This is a genomic window from Telluria sp. ZB4P37, from assembly GCF_059685855.1.
The window spans coordinates 65,628-84,685 of the sequence record NZ_JCASID010000010.1 but is presented as its reverse complement, the minus strand read 5'-3'; the positions used below and the strand labels follow the sequence as shown (position 1 = coordinate 84,685).

Below are 19,058 nucleotides of genomic sequence, written 5' to 3'. Positions count from 1 at the left end.
CATGCTCTCCGTGCGCGAAGCACTGGCCCAGCTGCTTGACGCCGCGCGCGCCGTCGAAGGCATCGAGCTCGTCCCGACCATCGAGGCCAACGGCCGCGTGCTGGCGCAAGACCAGCGCTCGCTTCTCAACGTGCCCTCGGCCGACAACACCTCGATGGATGGCTATGCCGTGCGCGCTCTGGACTGCGCGAGCGGCAGCGCGACCCTGCGCGTAGCCCAGCGCATCCCGGCCGGCAGTGTCGGCCAGCCCTTGGAGCCGGGCACCGCCGCGCGCATCTTCACCGGCGCCATGATTCCGGCAGGTGCGGACGCGGTAGTGATGCAGGAGCAGTGCGAGGCGGTGGGCGACAGCGTCACCGTGCACCACGCGCCGCGCGCGGGCGAATGGATCCGTCGCAGCGGCGAGGACGTGGCCGAGGGTGCGGTAATCCTGCCGGCCGGCACCCGCCTGCGCAGCCAGGAACTGGGGCTTGCAGCATCCGTCGGGCTGGCCGTATTGCCGGTGCTGCGCCGGGTGCGCGTCGCCGTGTTCTTTACCGGCGATGAACTGGCCATGCCGGGCGAGCCGCTCAAGCCGGGCGCGATCTACAATTCCAACCGCTTCCTGCTCCGCGGCCTGCTGGAGAATTTCGGCTGCGAGATCAGCGACTTCGGCATCGTGCCGGATTCGCTGGAGGCCACGCGCGCCACCCTGCGCCGCGCCGCGCAGGAGCACGACCTGATCATCACATCGGGCGGCGTGTCGGTCGGCGAGGAAGACCACATCAAGCCGGCGGTCGAGGCGGAAGGGCGGCTGAACATGTGGCAGATCGCCGTCAAGCCGGGCAAACCGCTGGCCTTTGGCGAGGTGCGCCGGGCGGAAGAAGGTTCTGCGTACTTCATGGGGTTGCCGGGCAATCCCGTGTCGAGCTTCATCACCTTCCTGTTGTTCGTGCGGCCTTTCCTGCTGCGCCTGCAGGGGGCCAGCGGGCCGGTGGAGCCGCGCGGCTATGCCGTGCGCGCCGATTTCAGCTTGAGCAAGGCCGACCGCCGCAACGAATTCCTGCGCGTGCGCCTCAACGCCGCCGGGGGCCTGGACCTGTTCCCGAACCAGAGCTCGGGCGTGCTGACCTCGACGGTCTGGGGCGACGGGCTGGTGGACAATCCGCCGGGCCAGGCGATTGCAGCGGGCGACCTGGTACGCTTCATCCCGTTCGCGGAACTACAGCATTAGGAAGAGCATGAAAATCACGTTACGGTATTTCGCGTCGGTACGCGAAGCGGTGGGGATGGGGCAGGAAGCGATTGAATTGCCGGGCGAGGCCGTCACGGTCGGGGACGTGCGTGAGGCATTGGTCGCGCGCGGCGGCGCGTGGGCGGAAGCCCTCGGCCCGGACCGGGCGGTGCGGATGGCCCACAAACAGGTGATGTGCGGGCCGGAGACGGTGGTTGAAGACGGAGCAGAAGTCGCGTTCTTTCCCCCCGTGACGGGCGGGTAACAAAATGGGCGGGGACCCCGCCCATCCGGTACATCAAATCATCGCGATCGACTGTTCGGCCAATTCGAGCAGCTTCGCGCAATTCGCATTACGCTCGCCGAACTCGCGCCAGGCACTGGTGCGGGCAATCGACTGCCATTTGCGCAGCGCTTCCGCGTTCATGTCGACGACCCGGGCGCCGGTGTTCTGGTAGACCGAGGCCACGGCCGCATCATCCGCACGCGCGGCCTTGAGCGCAAAGGTCTCCAGGTCCGCACCGACGGCCATCACGGCCGCCTGCTGCTGCTTGCTCAGGCGGTCGAATACCGTGCGCGACATCATCAGGGGCTCGAACATGAACCAGTAGGCGCCGCCGCGTGCGGTGGTGAGGGCGCGTGCGCTGTCCTGCAGGCGGAAGGACATCAGCGAAGTCGACGAGGTCAATGCCGCGTCGAGTGTCCCGGCGCGCATCGCGGCATGGATCTCGTTCGATGGCATGTTCACGACCGTGGCGCCGGCGTCCGCCAGCAGGCGGTCCATCTCGTGCGAGCCGCCGCGCACCTTCAGGCCGGCCACGTCTTCCGGGTGCAGGATCGGCTTGCCGCGCGAAGCGACGCCGCCGGCCTGCCAGATCCAGCTGACCACCACCAGGCCCTGTTCGTTCAGGATGCGGGTCAGCTCGCGCCCGACCGGGGCGTTCTTCCAGCCGTAACCCTGCTCGTAAGAGGTCACCAGGCCGGGCATCAGGCCGATGTTCGCTTCCGGCGCCTCGGTGCCGGCATAGGACAGCGGCACCAGGGCCATGTCCAGCGCGCCGCTGCGCAGTGCCGGGAACTGGGCGTTCGCACCCATCAGGGACGAGCCGGGATAGATCGAAAATTTCAATGCGCCGCGGGTGCGGCGTTCGACGTCGGCCGCGAACATGCGGCACAAGCGGTCACGGAAATCGCCCTCGGCGATGCTGCCGCCGGGGAACTGGTGCGAGATCTTCAGATTGTTTGGCTGCGCCCATGCGGACTGCATCCATAGCGGCGTGGTCGCGATTGCGCCCAGCATCGCCCTGCGGGACATTGCTGCCCTGGTCATTACCGACATACACATCCTCCAAGATGATAAAACAACACGCTCGCGGAATCGTGGCGGCCTCGTTGTACGGGCGTCATCGTTCCTTGTAGCGGGTACAAGAATATTCCTGCCAGATCTATTGTCAAGCGGAATCTTGTAGATATGGCAAATGGATACCGTGGAAGATGAAAGGCTCAGCGCTTTTTCGCCGGCTTGTCGGGGCGAACGACGCAGGGTGCGCCCCGTTTCGCCTGGTAGTAGCGCGAGCCGATGAAGATCGCCGCCGCCAGCACTGCCCAGGCCAGCGATTCGCGCCAGGCCGCCCCGAAGGTTTCGCCGCGCAGGGTATCGACCGCTTCGATCAGCAGGAACATCGAACTGGCGGCCAGCAGGTACTGGCCGCTCCAATGGATGAGTTGTCGCATGGCGTGCTCTTTCAGGGACGGTTGAGGAAACGGCGGACAGCCTCGGCAAATGCCTCGGGCTGGTCGATCATGAGGAAATCGCGGGAGTCGTCAATGGTCGCTACCTCGAGGCGCGGCGTGCCGGCCATCTGGCGCCGATACTGCTCGGCCTTCATCGGCGCCGTGATGCCTTCGCGGCTGGCGTCGATGGCGAAATAGGGCGCCAGCACCAGCACGGGCGCGGCGATCTTCGGCAGGCCGGGGCGCAGGTCGAGCGCGAACAAAGCGGCCACGTAGGCGCTGACGGCCGCCCGGTCGCTGCGCAGCATCAGCGCAGCGGCGTCCGCAGCCTTGCCCATGTCGACCATGCCGCCGGTGTACATGTATTCGCGCTGCTGCTCGGCGAAAGCCGCGGGTGGGGCCGCATTCATGCGCCCGCGGATGGCGTCCGCCGCTGCGGCGCGCTGTTCGAGCGGGACGTCTTCGCTGTCCGGGAAGACCGGCAGGCCGTCGACCGAGATCACGCCGCCCACCTGCGCGGGAAGGTCTTGCGCCACTGCCAGCGCGAGCGTGCCGCCCATGGCGTGGCCGACCAGGACCGGGCGCACAAGGCGGCGCGCGGCCAGCAGTTCCTTCAAGGCCGCGCGCGCCGCATCGAGCGGTGCGCCGGCAGGCAGGGGGCGGCCGTCGAAGCCGGGCAGGGTCACTGCATAGAGGGTGTGCTCGGCGCTCAGGCGCCGGATCAGGTCTTGCCAGACCCAGGGCCCGCAGGCGATCCCCGGGATCAGCACCAGCGGGCGGCCGCCGCTGCCGTGGCGCTCCACCAGCATGCCGTCCACCTCGAAGCGCTCGGCCGGGGCAATGCCGCGCTCGAACCGGTTGGGCTGGCGCGGTGCTTCGGCCGCCAATGCGGGAGCCGCGGCAAGCGCCAGGGCCAGGAAGAGGGCTGCTTTCATGGAGTCTCCGCATCAGGGATGAAAATCGATTCTATCGCCTGGCCGAACAGGCGAGCAATCGCAAAGGCGAGAGGCAGGCTGGGATCGTAACGGCCGGTCTCGATGGCGTTGACGCTCTGGCGCGAGACTTGCAGCATTTCGGCCAGTTCGGCCTGGCTCCAGCCGCGTTCGGCCCGCAGTGCCTTGACGTGGTTGTTCATCGGCCCTTCAATCGGCGCAGCACGCAGGCGACCATGGTGGAGAGGCACAGCACGATCCAGACCGAGAACATCGACAGCTGCGGGAAGCCCGCGTTCTCGAGGAAGCCGTAGGTGAAGGTGAGGCCAGCCGTGATGCCCGCGCCCAGGCTGACCGACTCGAGGATCAGCCGGCGGATGTATTCGTCCACGCGCCCGATGTGGCGGGCGATCGCCCAGAGCATCAGGCCGAAACCGATCATTGGCGAGACCAGCAGCAGCGTGCGCGCCATCCCTTCCTCCATCGGGCGCCCAACGCGGATGGCCAGCAACAGCAGGGCGCCATAGACCAGGACCGCGACCAGCATCTCGCGGAAGTAGGCATTCTTGATACGTTTCTCGTACATGGTGGCCTCGAGGTAAAGTATGCTTTACATCGTAGGCCCGGGATTTTATGATGTCAAGCTCCCTTTACATTTTTTAAGCGGGGCGCATTTCGACTACAATGCCGCTCCTTTCCCGCCCTTCGTTTTCGCCATGACCGAGCCTTCCCAGCCCACCCAACGCGTTGCCGTGATCGGCGGCGGCCCCGCCGGCCTGATGGCGGCCGAAACGCTCAGCGCGGGCGGGGTGCAGGTGGACGTGTATGACGCGATGCCGTCCGTCGGGCGCAAGTTCCTGCTGGCCGGGAAGGGCGGCATGAACATCACGCATTCGGAAGCCCTGCCTGACTTTTGCCGCCGCTATGGGGCCCGCGAGCCGGAGGTGGCGCGCTGGCTGGAGGCTTTCGAACCGCAGGCGGTGCGCGACTGGATCCACGGGCTCGGCGTCGATACCTTCGTCGGCACATCGGGCCGCGTGTTCCCGACCGACATGAAGGCTGCACCCCTGCTGCGCGCCTGGCTGCACCGGCTGCGCGAATCCGGCGTGCGCTTCCACATGCGGCATCGCTGGCTCGGGTGGCAGGATGGGAAGCTGCGCATGGACACCCCGGAGGGCGAATCCCTGGTCGACGCCGACGCTACCCTTCTGGCACTGGGCGGCTCCAGCTGGCCGCGGCTCGGCTCGGACGGTGCCTGGCTGCCCCTGCTGGAAGAACGCGCCGTCGAGGTCGCGCCGCTGGTGCCGTCCAACTGCGGTTTCGACGTCGACTGGAGCGCGCATTTCAGCGCGAAGCATGCGGGCGCGCCGCTCACCACCGTGGCGATTGCCTGGCGCGGGCGCGACGGTGCATTGGAGCGGCGCCAGGGCCAGTTCGTGGTGACGCAGTCCGGCGTCGAGGGCAGCCTGGTGTATGCGATCTCGGCGCCCCTGCGCGACCAGATCGCCGCGAGCGGCAGCGCCACCATCTGGCTCGACCTGCTGCCCGACCTCGATGGCGCCCGCGTCCTGGCGGAGGTCGAGCGCCCGCGCGGTTCGCGCTCGTTGTCGAGCCACCTGCAAAGCCGGCTCGGAATCAAGGGCGTCAAGGCCGGCCTGTTGCACGAATGCCTGTCGAAGGACGATTACGCCGATACCGGGCGGCTGGCGGCTGCGCTCAAGGCGCTGCCGGTGGTCTTGCGGCGCCCGCGCCCGATCGAGGAGGCGATCAGCAGCGCCGGCGGCGTGCGTTTCGAAGCCCTGGTGGACGGCAGCGCGATGCTGCGTGCGCTGCCGGGAGTGTTCGTGGCGGGAGAGATGGTCGACTGGGAAGCGCCGACCGGCGGCTATCTGCTGACCGCCTGCTTCGGCAGCGGGCGCGCCGCGGGGCGCGACGCGCTCGATTGGTTCAATCGGAGAAGGTGACGCTGCCGGTCCCGGTGCGGCTCACGCTGCGCTCGGCCGGATTGCCGATCACCTCGACGTCGCCGCTGCCTGAAATCGCGGCCGCCACGGTTTTTCGTGCCTGCACCGTCGAGCTGCCGGAACCCGTCTGGCCGACCTTGACGGCATCGGCGCGCAAATGGCGGGCATCGAACTCGCCCGAACCGCTGGCGTTGGCTTCCAGTTCACGGGTGCTGCCCACCACCGTCATGTGGCCGGAGCCGGACAGGGCCGCTTCGAGGCGCTCGACGCCGGCGCCGGCATTCAGGTCCAGCTCGCCGCTGCCGCTCAGTGCGGCGTTCACGTGGCGGAAGCGCCCGTTGAAGCGCAGGCTGCCGGGGCCTTCCATGCGGACTTCGATGCGCTCGCCCGAGAAGCCGTTGACGCTGCTCTCGCCGCTGCCGTCCACCGTCACGCCGGCCAGGCTGGGGAGCACCAGTTCGACTTCGAGCGGGCGGCGGTGGCGCAGCACCATGCCGCGAATATCGATGTGCAGCACGGCGCCTTCGGCGTTCACGTCCACATTGCCCAGCAGGCGCGATTCGCCGCTGACCTTGAGCGAAGGGGTGGCGCCGTAGCGTAGCGTGAGGTCGATCGGGCCGTTCAGGTCCACCGCATTCACGCCGGGAGGCAGTTCGCGGGTTTCGGTCGTCACCTGGCGGCCCTCGGCGGCGGCCGCGACGCCGTTCGCGCGCAGCATGCCGTAGCTCAGGCCGATCAGCACAAACGCCAGCAGCAGCAGGCTGAAGCCGACTTTCAGGAGGGCGCGCATGGTCAAGCTCCCTTCAAGAGCGACAAATTCATGCGGACATAGCGCTTCAATCCGATGAAGGTGTATTTGGTAACGACCAGCGACAGCAGGAACAGCAGGATCGCGCCGAGCACGAGCCCCAGGCCGACGATGGTCTGGGTGGTGCGCGACTGGCCATCCATGTCGGTGCTGATCTGGATGCCGCCGTCGGCCACTTTCCCGGCGCGCCGCATCACCACAGCCGACCCGGCGCCGTCTTTGGTCTCGTCGATCGCCTCGACCGGCTCGGGCTCGTCGTCGGAGATATTGATACCCTGTTCGCTGATCGACACACGCGTGCGCCGGTTTTCGCTGGTTTCGTGGCGCACGCCATCCTCGCCGATCTCGACCCGGTGCAGCGGATTGTTCAGCACCAGCTCGTTGGCGCCGGCCAGGCCGCTGGCCGTGATCGCGATGCCGGACACATAAAAGCCCAGCGCGCAGGCATAGGCCGCGACCAGCAGCGCCCCATAGACCGCGGCTGGAATCGCCATGAACAGGTTGAACACCAGGAGGCCGGCGCCGGCAACGATCATGCGCAACGCATTGGTCGGGGACTTCTTTTCCTTGAAGGCGTCCATGTGGGCGCTGGCGCGCAGCGTGACCGCGACCTTGCGCGGGTCGCCCAGCTCCTCCGCGATGCTGTCTTCACTGCGGCCGGCCGCGATGCCGTCGACGAAGCGCTGCTCGTACCAGGCCAGCGTCTTGGCCTGCGTTTCCGGCGGCAGGCCCGTCATGGCGCGCTTGAGCGCGTCGAGATATTCCAGTTTGCCCATGTGTTGCATACCTTTTGATTCAGTGGTGGCCGACGACCGGGATGCTGCCGATCGCCATGGCGGTGGCTGTCGCTGATCCGCCGATGAGCTCAGGCTGCACCAGCACCGCCGTGCTGGCGGCGACAAAGGCTAGCAGGACAAGCGTGCGTACACCGAGTCGGATGTTCATGTTGTCAATTCCCGTAAAGAGAGCGCAGTAAAAGCAGTACCTGTACTGCTACTTTACGAAAGCCTGCTCCTGGCCGCCACCGTCGTGCGACGGGCTGCGCTTTTCGCGGGGCAGGGCGCCGCGGGCCCGGATAAGCGCGGCGGCTGCCACGCCGCTGCGCACCGCCGTCTCCAGCGTGGCGGGATAGTCGCCGGCCGTGTAGTCGCCCGCCAGCACCAGTCCCGGCAGTGCCGTCGCGTTGCCGGGGCGCGCCAGGCCGGGCGTGCACGAAAAGGTCGCGCGCTTCTCGGTGATCACCTGGGTCCACCGCGGAGTGGCGAGATCGGGACGCTGCAAATCCTGCGCCAGCTGGGTGGCAATCTGCGCGGCCAGCGCGTCCTGGCCGAGCTGGGCGGCATCGCCGGCGGCGCTGACCACGACCGCCAGCAGGCCGGGCTGGGCAGCGTCGAGCTGGCCGCGATCGAAGGCGAACTGGCCCCAGCGACCGCAATCAGGGTCGTCCAGCAGCGCGTAGAAAGGCAGGTCAAGGCGCAGCGACGCATCGTATTGCAGGTAGCAGGTGGCGATCGGCTCGTAGCTGAAGCTTGAGAGCTGGGTGCAGAGCTCCGCGGTTTCCGGATGGGCATCGAGCAGGGCCGCCGACTGGCTGGCGGGCGTGGCCAGCACCACCGCATCGAACGAGGCGCGGTAGTCGCCCATCGCCGCCTGCCAGCCGTCGCCGTCGCGGGCGAGGGCAGTGAGCTTGACACCCGTGCGCACACTGCCGCCATGCGCCTCGACATAGCGGGCCGCGGCCTGCGGGAACAAGGCCCCCATGTCCATCCGCGGCAGCAGCATGTCCGAAGCCGCCCGCCGCTTCGCGCCCAGGCTGTCGCGCAGCACGGCCAGGAACGCCTTGGCCGAGGCGCGCGCGGGCGGCGTATTCAGGGCGGCGATGCATAGCGGATGCCACAGCAGGCGGTTCAGGCGCGGGGTCTGGCCGAAGCGCTCCAGCAGTTCGTCCACCGTGCAGTCCTGGTAGAGCACCCAGCCCATCCACTTCGCGGCGCTGTGAAAGCGCGCCAGCGCGAGCTTGTCGGCGCGCCCCAGGCCTGTGGCGCGCAGCAGCGCACCAAACAGGTGAAAGGGCGCCGGCCAGCGCGGCGCGACGAAATCCATGCCGCCGCTGCCCTCGGGGTAACGCATCTGCACGGGCAGGCGCAGCAAGGCCTGGTCCGGGTCGATGCCGACCTGCCGCAAGAGGCGCAGCGTCTCCCCATAGGCGCCGAGCAGGATGTGCTGGCCGTTGTCGAGCATCTTGCCCTGCACCTCGACCCCGCGCGCGCGGCCACCCAGGGTGCGAGAAGCCTCGACCAGCGTGACCTCGGCTCCACCACGCGCGAGTTCCACCGCAGCGGCGCAACCGGCCCAGCCGCCACCCGCGACCAGGACCCGCTGCCCACCGCTAGGTGCGGACATAGGTCTTCCAGGCCAGCCACAGCTTGCGCAGGGGCGTGAGTGAAATACGCTGGTTCAGGACGTGGAAGCCGTCGCGCTCGATTTCCTCCAGCAGGGTGCGGTAGATCGCGGCCATCATCAGGCCCGGGCGCTGGGCGCGCCGGTCTTCCTTCGGCAGCAGGGCAAACGCCTCATCGTAGGTGCGCTGGGCGCGTTCCGTTTGAAAACGCATCAGCGCCTCGAATTTCTCGCTGTGGCGGAACTTGAGGAGGTCGGCGGCGGTCACGCCGAACTGCTGCAATTCGTTGACCGGCAGGTAAATGCGGCCCTTGCGCGCGTCGTCGCCGACGTCGCGGATGATATTCGTGAGCTGGAAGGCCAGGCCGAGCTTTTCGGCATAGGCCAGGGTCTGCGGGTTGGTATGGCCGAAGATGCTCGCCGAGAGGATGCCGACCACGCCCGCCGCGCGCCAGCAGTATTTCTGCAACCCGGGGTAATCGAGATAGCGGCTCTGGTCGAGATCCATCTCCATGCCGTCGATGATGGCCTGCAGGTGCTGCTCTTCGAGCCGGTAGACGGCGATGTGCGGCTGCAGCGCCTTGGTCACCGGATGAGTCGGGGTGCCCTTGTACATGCTGGAGACTTCGGTGCGCCACCAGGCCAGCTTGATACGCGCCACCGACGGGTCGGTCGCTTCGTCCACCGTATCGTCCACCTCGCGGCAGAAGGCGTAGAGTGCGGTGATCGCGCGCCGGCGCTCCTGGGGCAGGAACAGGAAGCTGTAATAGAAGCTGGAGCCGCTCTGGACGGTCTTTTGCTGGCAGTATTCGTCGGGGGACATGTAATGATTGCTTGTTAGGGTGGCGATGCAAACCCGCTATTCTATCGCCGATGCGCCTCCCGGTGCGAGAGGACGCCAGAGCTACATGCGCAGCGCGCCCCAGCCCACCGCCAGCCAGTCGGCCGCGGCCAGGGTGGGCCGGCGTCCGAAGACGTCGTAATCGGCGCGCTCGATGGCGTCCAGGATGCGCATGCCACCCTGCACGATCAGGCGCAGCTCCCAGCCGATGCGGCCCGGCAGGCGCCGCGCCAGGGGCGCGCCGCCCAGCATCAGGCTGCGCGCGCGCTCGACCTCGAAGCGCATCAGGGCGCGCCAGGCCGGGGTGGCCGGGTGGGCCAGCAGGTCGGCCTCGCCCAGGCCATGGCGTTCCAGGTCTTCCAGGGGCAGGTAGATGCGGCCCTTGCTGAGGTCGATCGCAACGTCTTGCCAGAAATTGATCAGCTGCAGGGCAGTGCAGATCGCGTCGGAATCGCGCAGGTTGCGCTCGTCCACGGCGTCGTAGAGTTCCAGCATCAGGCGCCCGACCGGGTTGGCCGAGCGGCGGCAATAGTCGAGCAGGGCGGTGTAGTCGGGATAGCGGGTGGTGACCACGTCCTGGCGGAAGGCCGACAGCAGGTCGTGCATCGGCGCCACCGGCAGCCGGAACTCGGCCACCACGCCCGCCAGCCGGGCAAACATCGGGTCCGCGGGAACCGAGCCGCGCTCGATGGCTTCCAATGCCTGGGCATAGCTTGCCAGCGCTGCGAGGCGCTCGGCCGGCATGGCATCGCCTTCATCGGCGATATCGTCGGCGCTGCGGGCGAAGGCATAGATCGCCTCGACGGCCGGCGCCAGGCGGCGCGGCAGCAAGAACGATGCAACCGGAAAGTTTTCGTAATGCTCGACGGGCATATTTGACTGTTGCCTCTAAAGCCAGTTTTTTGGGGGTTTCCAAGATTATAATTGCTCGATAACAAATGCCCTAAATGGGCACGACAACGCCAAGGGGTCCACCGTGTTCCAATCCTCCCGCCTCACGCGCGCCGCCCTCGTGGCGCCGCTCATTCTTGCCATGCTTGCCGCATGCGACGAGCCCGCCCCCAGGACCGAAGAAGTGCGCCCGGTACGCGTGATCCGGCTCGCCGCCGGGAACGGGACCGAGCACGTGGAATTCTCGGGCGACGTGCGCCCGCGCTACGAGTCGCGCCTGGGCTTTCGGGTCGGCGGCAAGATCGTCGAGCGCAAGGTGGACGTGGGCGCCAGCATCAAGGTTGGGCAGGTCCTGATGCGGCTCGACCCGCAAGACCTGCGCCTGGCCGAATCCCAGGCCCGGTCCGCGCTGCGCGCCGCCGAAACCCAGCGCGACCTGGCCCAGGCCGACTTCAAGCGGCACCAGAACCTGCGTACCCAGAATTTCGTCAGCCAGGCGGTGCTGGACGCCAAGCAGTCGGCCTTGCGCGCGGCCCAGGCCAATGTCGATGCGGCGCGCGCGCTCTTGCGCGGCCAGTCCAACCAGGCCGGCTATGCCGTTCTGGCCTCGGACGTGGAGGGTGTCGTTACCGCCATCGACGCCGAAGTCGGGCAGGTGGTGGCGGCCGGCACGCCGGTGCTGCGGGTCGCCCGCACCCTCGAGAAGGAGGTCGTGATCGGTGTTCCCGAAGACCGGGTCGGCCAGCTGCGCGAGGTGAGCGGCGTGAACGTGCGCCTGTGGGCCAATCGCGACCAACGCATTCCCGGCAAGATCCGCGAAGTCTCGCCGGTGGCCGATCCCGCTACCCGCACCTATGCGGTCAAGGTGGCGCTCCCCCCTGGAGCAGACGCGCGCCTGGGCATGACCGCCACCGTGGAGCTGGCAACGGGCGCCGCCGCCAACGGATCCGCGCTGCGCCTGCCGCTCAGCGCCCTGGTGCAGGACAAGGGCGCGACCAGCGTCTGGGTGGTCGAAAAGGAGGCCGTGCAGCTGCGCCGCGTCCAGCTGGCCGGCCAGTCCGGCAACGACCTGCTGGTATCGAGCGGCGTGCAGCCCGGCCAGACGGTCGTCACGGCCGGCGTGCACCTGCTCAAACCGGGCCAGAAGGTGCGCATCTTGAGCGCCGACGTGGCGCGCCGGGGCGACACGGAAGCCGCGGCGGTCGGCGCCGGCATGGCGGCCACGGGAGCAGGCAAGTGAGGGATTTCAATCTCTCGCGCTGGGCGCTGGAGCACATCCCGCTCACGCGCTACCTGATCGCCGCGCTGCTCATCGGCGGTATCCTCAGCTACCAGCAGCTCGGCCAGGACGAAGACCCGCCCTTCACCTTCCGCGCGATGGTGATCAGCGCCGTCTGGCCGGGCGCCACCGCCCTGCAGATGGCCGAGCAGGTCACCGACCCGCTCGAGCGCAAACTCCAGGAAACGCCATACATCGACCGCATCCGCAGCTTTTCCAAGCCGGGCGAGACCACCATCATCATCGAGCTGCGCGAATCGACGCCGCCCGAGGACACCGCGCCGACCTGGTACCAGGTACGCAAGAAAATCGGCGACATGGCGCGCACGCTGCCGCAAGGCGTGACCGGTCCCTTCTTCAACGACGAATTCGGCGACACCTACGGCTCGATCTTCGCCCTGTCGAGCGACGGGTTCTCGCAGGCCGAGATGCGGGACTATGCCGACTTCGTGCGCCAGCAGCTGCTCACCGTGCCGCTGGTCTCGAAAGTCGAGCAGTTCGGCGTGCAGGAGGAGAAGGTCTATATCGAATTCTCGAGCAAGAAATTCGCCCAGCTGGGCATTCCCTTCGAGCAGATCGTCAACCAGATCGCCACGCAAAACCAGGTCGAGGCCAGCGGCGTGCTGGTCACGCCCACGGACTACCTGCAGGTGCGCGTGACCGGCGCGCTCAAGACGGCGGACCTGCTGGAAAACCTGCAGCTGCGCGCCGCCAATACCACCTTCCGGCTGGGCGACTTCGCGACCATCAAGCGCGGCTACCAGGACCCGCCCAAGGACAAGATGCGCTTCAACGGCAAGGAAGTGCTCGGCCTGGGCGTGTCGATGGAGAAGGGCGGGAACATCATCCGCCTGGGCGAAGGCCTGGATGCCACCGTCGCCCGCATCCGCGCCCAGTTGCCGGTCGGCATCGAGCTGGAGCGCGTGACCGACCAGCCGGCGGCCGTTACCGCTTCGGTCAACGAATTCGTCAAGGTGCTGGTCGAGGCAGTCATCATCGTGCTGGCGGTCTCGTTCATTGCGCTGGGCCTGCATACCAAGCCCAAGCTGCGCATCGACGTGCGCCCGGGCCTGGTGGTGGCGCTCACGATTCCGCTGGTGCTGGCGATTACCTTCCTGTTCATGCGCCTGCTGGATATCTCGCTGCACAAGATCTCGCTCGGCGCGCTCATTATCGCGCTGGGCCTGCTGGTGGACGACGCCATCATTGCGGTCGAGATGATGGTGCGGAAGATGGAAGAGGGGATGTCGCGCTTCGAGGCGGCCACCTTCGCCTACACCTCGACCGCGATGCCGATGCTGACCGGTACCCTGATCACGGCCGCCGGCTTCCTGCCGATCGGCCTGGCGAAATCGGCCGCCGGCGAGTACACCTTCACAATGTTCTCGGTGAACGCGCTGGCCTTGTTGATCTCGTGGGTTGCGGCGGTGGTGTTTACGCCCTATATCGGCTACGTCCTGCTGCGGGTCAAGCCGCACGGCCAGGGCGAATCCTCGCACGAGGTCTTCGACAGCCCGGCTTATGTGCGCTTCCGCCGCCTCGTGCACCGCTGCGTCGAGTGGCGCAAGACCACGATCGCGCTCAGCCTGGGCGTGTTTCTGCTTGGCGTATTCGGCTTCAATTTCATCGAGAAGCAGTTCTTCCCCGACTCCAGCCGCCCTGAGCTGATGGTGGAAATGTGGTCGCCGGAGGGCACCAGCTTCGCCGCCAACGAAGCGGTGGTGAAGCGTTTCGAACATTTTCTGAACCAGCAAAAGGGCGTGCAAAGCGTGACCAGCTATGTCGGCACCGGCAGTCCGCGTTTCTACCTCCCGCTCGACCAGATCTTCCCGCAGTCGAACGTCGCCCAGCTGGTCGTGCTGCCCGTCGATGCGGCCGCGCGCGACGCCTTGCGCTTGAAGATCGAGGAGGTCTTCCGCAATGATTTTCCCGAGGTGCGCGGCCGCGTCAAGCTGCTCCCGAATGGCCCGCCCGTGGCCTATCCGGTGCAGTTCCAGGTGCTGGGGCCCGATATCGGCATCGTGCGCACCCTGGCCGATCAAGTGAAGGACACCCTGCGCGCCAACCCGAACACGGTGGGCGTCAACGACAACTGGAACGAGGCGGTGAAAGTGCTGCGCCTGGACCTCGATCAGGACAGGCTGCGCTCCCTTGGCGTGACCTCGCAGGCCGTGCGCCGCGTCGTCAACACCACGCTCACCGGTACGCCGGTGGGGGATTTCCGTGAGGCCAACCGCCTGATCGACATCGTGGTGCGCCAGCCTTTGGCCGAGCGCTCGACCATCACCCGGCTGTCGGAAGCGCTGGTGCCCACCACGGGCGGGCGCTTCGTCCCGCTCGGTCAGGTGGCGCGGGTGCAGTTCGTGTGGGAACCGGGCGTGGTCTGGCGCGAGGGCCGCGAGTGGGCCATCATGGTCCAGTCCGACGTGGTCGAAGGCATCCAGGGCCCGACCGTCACCGCCCAGGTGGACGAAAAGCTTGCCGCCATCCGCGGCAAGCTGCCGGCCGGCTACCGCGTGACGGTCGAAGGCGCGGCGGCCGACAGCTCGGACGCCGAAGCCTCGATCATGGCCAATGTGCCGCTGGTGCTGTTCATCGTGTTCACGCTCCTGATGCTCCAGCTGCACAGCTTCTCGCGGGCGCTGCTGGTATTCCTGACCGGGCCGCTCGGGATTGCCGGCGCGGCGATGGCGCTCCTGGTGTTCGGCCGGCCCTTCGGCTTCGTGGCCAACCTGGGCGTGATCGCGTTGTTCGGCATGATCATCCGCAATTCGGTGATCCTGGTGGACCAGATCGAGCAGGATATCGCGGGCGGGGCCGAGGCCTGGGATGCAATCGTCGAGTCGGCGGTGCGGCGCTGCCGTCCGATCCTGCTCACGGCCGCAGCCGCGGCGCTGGCCATGATTCCGCTGTCGCGCTCGGTGTTCTGGGGGCCGATGGCGGTGGCGATCATGGGTGGGCTGCTGGTGGCGACGGCGCTGACGCTGTTGTTCCTCCCAGCGCTTTACGCCGCGTGGTTCAGGGTCAAGAAGCCGGTCGGCCCGAAAGTCGCGTGATTCGGACGTAAATTGACCGCGTGGGCAAGTCCCTTGCCCACGCGGTTAAATTACACATGCATATGGCAGCGTGACCAACATTGCATACCGCAGAGTTCTCATCTCACTATACAGAAGAGCCCCATCCCCCGCACGCCAAGCAAAAAACGCCCAATAGTGACAGAAAATCCAGTAAAATAATTGGCTGAAGTTGTAGCCCATAAACAGAGGAGTGCAGGGCGGCCGGTTTCACTGTCGGGCGCCCTTTGTTTTTGTGGCAGAAAATGCAATCCTGCGCGAGGATGGCGAAATTGGTAGACGCACCAGGTTTAGGTCCTGACGCCAGCAATGGTGTGGGGGTTCGAGTCCCCCTCCTCGCACCACGAATAATTATTTTTTTGGACGATTTTTATAATGGCAACTGCAGTCGAAACCCTGGGTAAACTCGAGCGTCGCTTGACGATCTCTTTTCCGGTAGCTGACGTCCGTACGGAGGTCGAAAAGCGCCTCAAGCAGCAGGCCAAGACGGCAAAAGCCCCTGGCTTCCGCCCTGGCAAAGTGCCGCTCAAGATGGTCGCGGCGCAATACGGTTACCAGATCGAATCGGACGTGTTGAACGACAAAGTCGGCCGCGCGTTCAACGAAGCAGCCAACGAGAACCAGCTGCGCGTTGCCGGTTTCCCGAAAATCGAGCCGAAGCAGGACGCGCCGGAAGGCATGCTCGAATTCGACGCGACCTTCGAAGTCTATCCAGAAGTCGTGCTGGCCGACCTGTCCACGATGGAAGTCGAAACCGTCGCTGCCGACGTGACCGACACTGAAATCGACAAGACCATCGACATCCTGCGCAAGCAGCGCGTGCACTACCACGCCAAGGGCGTGGCAGGCGAGCACGGCGACGGCGGCGAGCCGGTGGCTGCCAACGGCGACCGCGTCACCGTCGACTTCGTCGGCAAGATCAACGGCGTCGAATTTGACGGCGGCAAGGCCGACAACTACGCCTTCGTGCTGGGCGAGGGCCGCATGCTGCCGGAATTCGAAGCAGCGACCATCGGCCTGAAAGTCGGCGAAAGCAAGACCTTCCCGCTGGCCTTCCCTGAGGATTACCACGGTAAAGATGTCGCCGGCAAGACCGCCGACTTCACCATTACCCTGAACAAGCTCGAGTGGGCGCACCTGCCTGAAATCGACGCCGAGTTCGCCAAGTCGCTCGGCATCGAAGACGGCGCCGTCGAAAAGATGCGCGACGACATCAAGACCAACCTCGAGCGTGAAGTCACCGCCCGCGTCAAGGCCCGCAACAAGGAAGCCGTGATGGACGCGCTGGTCAAGGCGACCGACATGGAAGTGCCGAAGGCCATGATCCAGCAGGATTCGGAGCGCCTGGCCGATATGACCCGCCAGGACATGATGCAGCGTGGCATGGACGTCAAGGCAATGCCTTTCCCGGCCGAGATGTTCGCCGACAAGGCAGAGCGCCGCGTGCGCCTGGGCCTGATCCTGTCGCAGTTGGTTAGCGATAACAATCTGCAGGCATCCCAGGAACAGGTCAAAGCCCAGATCGAAGACTTCTCGCAAAGTTACGAAGATCCAAAAGAAGTCCTCAAGTATTATTACAGCGACCGTCGCCGCCTCGGCGAAGTCGAAGCACTTGTTTTGGAAGAAAACGTCGTTAACTATGTGCTCGGTAAGGCAAAGGTCAGCACCAAGACCATCGCTTTCGATGAACTGATGGGTGGCAACGCTCAGGGTTAAGAAGATGCCGGCCCTCAGGGCCGGCTTTTTCTTCAGCCTCTTTTAACAAGGAACGAGACAGGTATGATTCATAATCCGGCATTGGATACTCAAGCACTCGGCCTCGTGCCGATGGTGGTCGAACAAAGCGGCCGCGGCGAGCGCGCCTATGACATCTATTCGCGCCTCCTGAAGGAACGTGTGATCTTCCTGGTCGGTCCTGTCAACGACCAGATGGCCAACCTCATCGTGGCCCAGATGCTGTTCCTGGAAAGCGAGAATCCGGACAAGGACATCTCGCTCTACATCAATTCGCCTGGCGGTTCCGTCTCGGCGGGCCTGGCGATCTTCGACACGATGAATTTCATCAAGCCGGACGTCTCCACGCTGTGCACCGGCCTGGCGGCCTCGATGGGCGCCTTCCTGCTGGCTGCGGGCGCCAAGGGCAAGCGTTTCTCGCTGCCGAACTCGCGCGTCATGATCCACCAGCCGTCCGGTGGCTCACAGGGCATGGCCTCGGACATCGAGATCCAGGCCAAGGAAATCCTGTACCTGCGCGAGCGCCTGGCGCGCATCATGGCCGACAATACCGGCCAGACGATCGAGCAGATCCACAAGGACACCGACCGCGACCGCTTCATGTCGGCGGAAGAATCGGTCGAGTACGGCCTGATCGACCGCGTTCTCACCAATCGCGCCTAAGTAGACGCGTTGCGACGCCGTGAAGGTGTTGCCAAAAAACGCCCGGACGCATGACGTTCGGGCGTTTCGTTTTTATTTCGGGTAGCATGTTCGTACGCGCACTTGTTGCGTGTCCGTATTAGCGTTATATTCAAGCAACTAAATAGATAAGCTGCCCCATGTCTGACAAAAAATCCTCCAGCGGCGAGAAACTTCTGTACTGCTCGTTCTGCGGAAAGAGCCAGCACGAAGTCAAGAAGCTGATCGCGGGACCGTCGGTATTCATCTGCGATGAATGCATCGATCTGTGCAATGACATCATCCGCGACGAGACTTCCAATGTCGAGTCGGTGGCGGGCGCCAAGTCCGACCTGCCGACGCCTCACGAAATCACCGAACTGCTCGACCAGTACGTGATCGGCCAGCAAACGGCCAAGCGCATCCTGTCGGTGGCGGTGTACAACCATTACAAGCGCCTCAAGCACCTGGGCAAGAAAGACGAAGTCGAACTGGCCAAGAGCAATATCCTGCTCGTGGGCCCGACCGGCTCCGGCAAGACCCTGCTGGCCCAGACCCTGGCGCGCATGCTCAACGTTCCTTTCGTGATCGCCGACGCGACCACGCTGACCGAAGCCGGCTATGTCGGTGAGGACGTCGAGAACATCATCCAGAAGCTGCTGCAAAGCTGCAATTACGAAGTCGACAAAGCCCAGCGCGGCATCGTCTACATCGACGAGATCGACAAGATCTCGCGCAAGTCCGATAACCCGTCGATCACGCGCGACGTGTCGGGCGAGGGCGTGCAGCAGGCACTGCTGAAACTGATCGAGGGCACCATGGCTTCGGTACCGCCGCAAGGCGGACGCAAGCATCCGAACCAGGACTTCGTCCAGATCGACACGACCAACATCATGTTCATCTGCGGCGGCGCCTTCGACGGCCTGGCCAAGATCGTGCAGAACCGCTCCGACAAGGGCGGCATCGGATTCGGCGCCACCGTCAAGAGCCAGAGCCAGCGTGCGGCCAGCGAAATCATGATGGAAGCCGAACCGGAAGACCTGATCAAGTTCGGCCTGATCCCTGAACTGGTCGGCCGCCTGCCGGTGGTCGCCACGCTCAACGAGCTGACCGAAGAGGCGCTGATCCAGATCCTGATCGAGCCGAAAAACGCTTTGATCAAACAGTACTCGAAGCTGCTTGAAATGGAAGGCGCCGAACTCGAAATACGTCCTGCGGCCCTGCACGCGATTGCCCGTAAAGCATTGGCGCGCAAGACCGGTGCCCGCGGCCTGCGTTCCATTCTGGAACACGCGCTGCTGGACGTGATGTATGAATTGCCGAGTCAGCAAAATGTCGTAAAAGTCGTCATTGATGAAAATACGATCACGAATGCAGCTAAACCTTTGCTTATTTACAGTGAATCGCCAAAAGCTTCCGGCGAAAACTAAAAAAAGACCTGCACGCTTGCAACAAAACTCTTGCCGTACGGATTCTTGAAGGTACAATTTACTTCAATAAAAGACGCAGGCTTCAATCGAAAAGCCAC

19 protein-coding genes and 1 tRNA gene are annotated in these 19,058 nt (G+C 65.4%); 9 read left to right on the top strand and 11 right to left on the bottom strand.

The window, feature by feature from the left end:
* The first annotated feature begins 1 nt into the window (after position 1).
* Positions 2-1,213 carry a molybdopterin molybdotransferase MoeA gene (locus tag AC56K1_RS16100; RefSeq protein ID WP_497158891.1) on the top strand — a complete coding sequence of 404 codons (1,212 nt, stop codon included), beginning with the start codon at positions 2-4 and terminating at the stop codon, positions 1,211-1,213.
* A gap of 7 nt (positions 1,214-1,220) precedes the next feature.
* On the top strand, positions 1,221-1,478 hold the full coding sequence (gene moaD, locus AC56K1_RS16095) for a molybdopterin converting factor subunit 1 (protein WP_497158804.1): 258 nt from the start codon (positions 1,221-1,223) through the stop codon (positions 1,476-1,478).
* A gap of 33 nt (positions 1,479-1,511) precedes the next feature.
* Here moaD and dctP read toward each other — a convergent pair whose 3' ends face one another.
* The 5 genes from dctP to AC56K1_RS16070 all read right to left on the bottom strand — a co-directional run bounded on the left by dctP (position 1,512) and on the right by AC56K1_RS16070 (position 4,465).
* Positions 1,512-2,552, bottom strand: a complete 1,041-nt coding sequence (gene dctP / locus AC56K1_RS16090) for a TRAP transporter substrate-binding protein DctP (protein ID WP_497158803.1) — start codon at positions 2,550-2,552, stop codon at positions 1,512-1,514.
* Positions 2,553-2,716: 164 nt separating this feature from the next.
* Positions 2,717-2,947, bottom strand: coding sequence for a hypothetical protein (locus tag AC56K1_RS16085; protein ID WP_497158802.1), 231 nt, complete (start codon positions 2,945-2,947; stop codon positions 2,717-2,719).
* A gap of 11 nt (positions 2,948-2,958) precedes the next feature.
* On the bottom strand, positions 2,959-3,882 hold the full coding sequence (locus AC56K1_RS16080; RefSeq protein ID WP_497158801.1) for an alpha/beta fold hydrolase: 924 nt from the start codon (positions 3,880-3,882) through the stop codon (positions 2,959-2,961).
* Positions 3,879-4,082, bottom strand: coding sequence for a helix-turn-helix transcriptional regulator (locus AC56K1_RS16075; protein WP_497158800.1), 204 nt, complete (start codon positions 4,080-4,082; stop codon positions 3,879-3,881). Before AC56K1_RS16075 ends, AC56K1_RS16080 begins: the two co-directional genes overlap by 4 nt.
* The gene (locus AC56K1_RS16070) at positions 4,079-4,465 is read right to left on the bottom strand and encodes a hypothetical protein (protein WP_497158799.1); all 387 of its coding nucleotides are present in this window, start codon (positions 4,463-4,465) and stop codon (positions 4,079-4,081) included. Before AC56K1_RS16070 ends, AC56K1_RS16075 begins: the two co-directional genes overlap by 4 nt.
* Positions 4,466-4,595: 130 nt before the next feature.
* Between AC56K1_RS16070 and AC56K1_RS16065 the strand changes: the two genes are divergently transcribed.
* Positions 4,596-5,843 (top strand): TIGR03862 family flavoprotein, encoded by a 1,248-nt coding sequence (locus AC56K1_RS16065; protein WP_497158798.1) that lies wholly within the window; start codon positions 4,596-4,598, stop codon positions 5,841-5,843.
* Here the strand turns inward: AC56K1_RS16065 and AC56K1_RS16060 are convergent.
* From AC56K1_RS16060 to hpnC, 6 genes are all read right to left on the bottom strand, one after another.
* Positions 5,827-6,633 (bottom strand): GIN domain-containing protein, encoded by an 807-nt coding sequence (locus AC56K1_RS16060; protein WP_497158797.1) that lies wholly within the window; start codon positions 6,631-6,633, stop codon positions 5,827-5,829. The two genes, AC56K1_RS16065 and AC56K1_RS16060, sit on opposite strands and share 17 nt — an antisense overlap.
* A 2-nt stretch (positions 6,634-6,635) precedes the next feature.
* Positions 6,636-7,427 (bottom strand): DUF1700 domain-containing protein, encoded by a 792-nt coding sequence (locus AC56K1_RS16055; RefSeq protein WP_497158796.1) that lies wholly within the window; start codon positions 7,425-7,427, stop codon positions 6,636-6,638.
* A gap of 19 nt (positions 7,428-7,446) precedes the next feature.
* Positions 7,447-7,596 (bottom strand): hypothetical protein, encoded by a 150-nt coding sequence (locus AC56K1_RS16050; RefSeq protein WP_497158795.1) that lies wholly within the window; start codon positions 7,594-7,596, stop codon positions 7,447-7,449.
* A 48-nt stretch (positions 7,597-7,644) separates the two neighbouring features.
* Positions 7,645-9,054, bottom strand: a complete 1,410-nt coding sequence (gene hpnE, locus AC56K1_RS16045; RefSeq protein ID WP_497158794.1) for a hydroxysqualene dehydroxylase HpnE — start codon at positions 9,052-9,054, stop codon at positions 7,645-7,647.
* Entirely contained in the window at positions 9,041-9,874 is an 834-nt protein-coding gene (gene hpnD, locus AC56K1_RS16040; RefSeq protein ID WP_497158793.1) for a presqualene diphosphate synthase HpnD, read from the bottom strand. Before hpnD ends, hpnE begins: the two co-directional genes overlap by 14 nt.
* 81 nt (positions 9,875-9,955) lie before the next feature.
* Positions 9,956-10,765 carry a squalene synthase HpnC gene (gene hpnC, locus AC56K1_RS16035; RefSeq protein ID WP_497158792.1) on the bottom strand — a complete coding sequence of 270 codons (810 nt, stop codon included), beginning with the start codon at positions 10,763-10,765 and terminating at the stop codon, positions 9,956-9,958.
* Between the two features lie 103 nt (positions 10,766-10,868).
* On the opposite strand from hpnC, the gene AC56K1_RS16030 reads away from it, so the two are divergent.
* The 6 genes from AC56K1_RS16030 to clpX all read left to right on the top strand — a co-directional run bounded on the left by AC56K1_RS16030 (position 10,869) and on the right by clpX (position 18,960).
* Positions 10,869-12,023, top strand: a complete 1,155-nt coding sequence (locus tag AC56K1_RS16030) for an efflux RND transporter periplasmic adaptor subunit (RefSeq protein ID WP_497158791.1) — start codon at positions 10,869-10,871, stop codon at positions 12,021-12,023.
* The gene (locus AC56K1_RS16025; protein ID WP_497158790.1) at positions 12,020-15,118 is read left to right on the top strand and encodes an efflux RND transporter permease subunit; all 3,099 of its coding nucleotides are present in this window, start codon (positions 12,020-12,022) and stop codon (positions 15,116-15,118) included. The genes AC56K1_RS16030 and AC56K1_RS16025 overlap by 4 nt, the downstream gene beginning before the upstream one ends.
* Before the next feature lie 275 nt (positions 15,119-15,393).
* A tRNA-Leu gene (locus AC56K1_RS16020) sits at positions 15,394-15,480 on the top strand.
* Positions 15,481-15,511: 31 nt separating this feature from the next.
* A complete protein-coding gene (gene tig, locus AC56K1_RS16015) occupies positions 15,512-16,852 on the top strand; it encodes a trigger factor (protein WP_497158789.1) in 1,341 nt (446 codons plus the stop codon).
* A gap of 63 nt (positions 16,853-16,915) precedes the next feature.
* Complete coding sequence (gene clpP / locus AC56K1_RS16010) at positions 16,916-17,533, top strand: ATP-dependent Clp endopeptidase proteolytic subunit ClpP (RefSeq protein WP_091875986.1); 618 nt, start codon at positions 16,916-16,918, stop codon at positions 17,531-17,533.
* Positions 17,534-17,691: 158 nt separating this feature from the next.
* Positions 17,692-18,960 carry an ATP-dependent Clp protease ATP-binding subunit ClpX gene (gene clpX / locus AC56K1_RS16005; RefSeq protein ID WP_497158788.1) on the top strand — a complete coding sequence of 423 codons (1,269 nt, stop codon included), beginning with the start codon at positions 17,692-17,694 and terminating at the stop codon, positions 18,958-18,960.
* Positions 18,961-19,058: the final 98 nt, after the last annotated feature.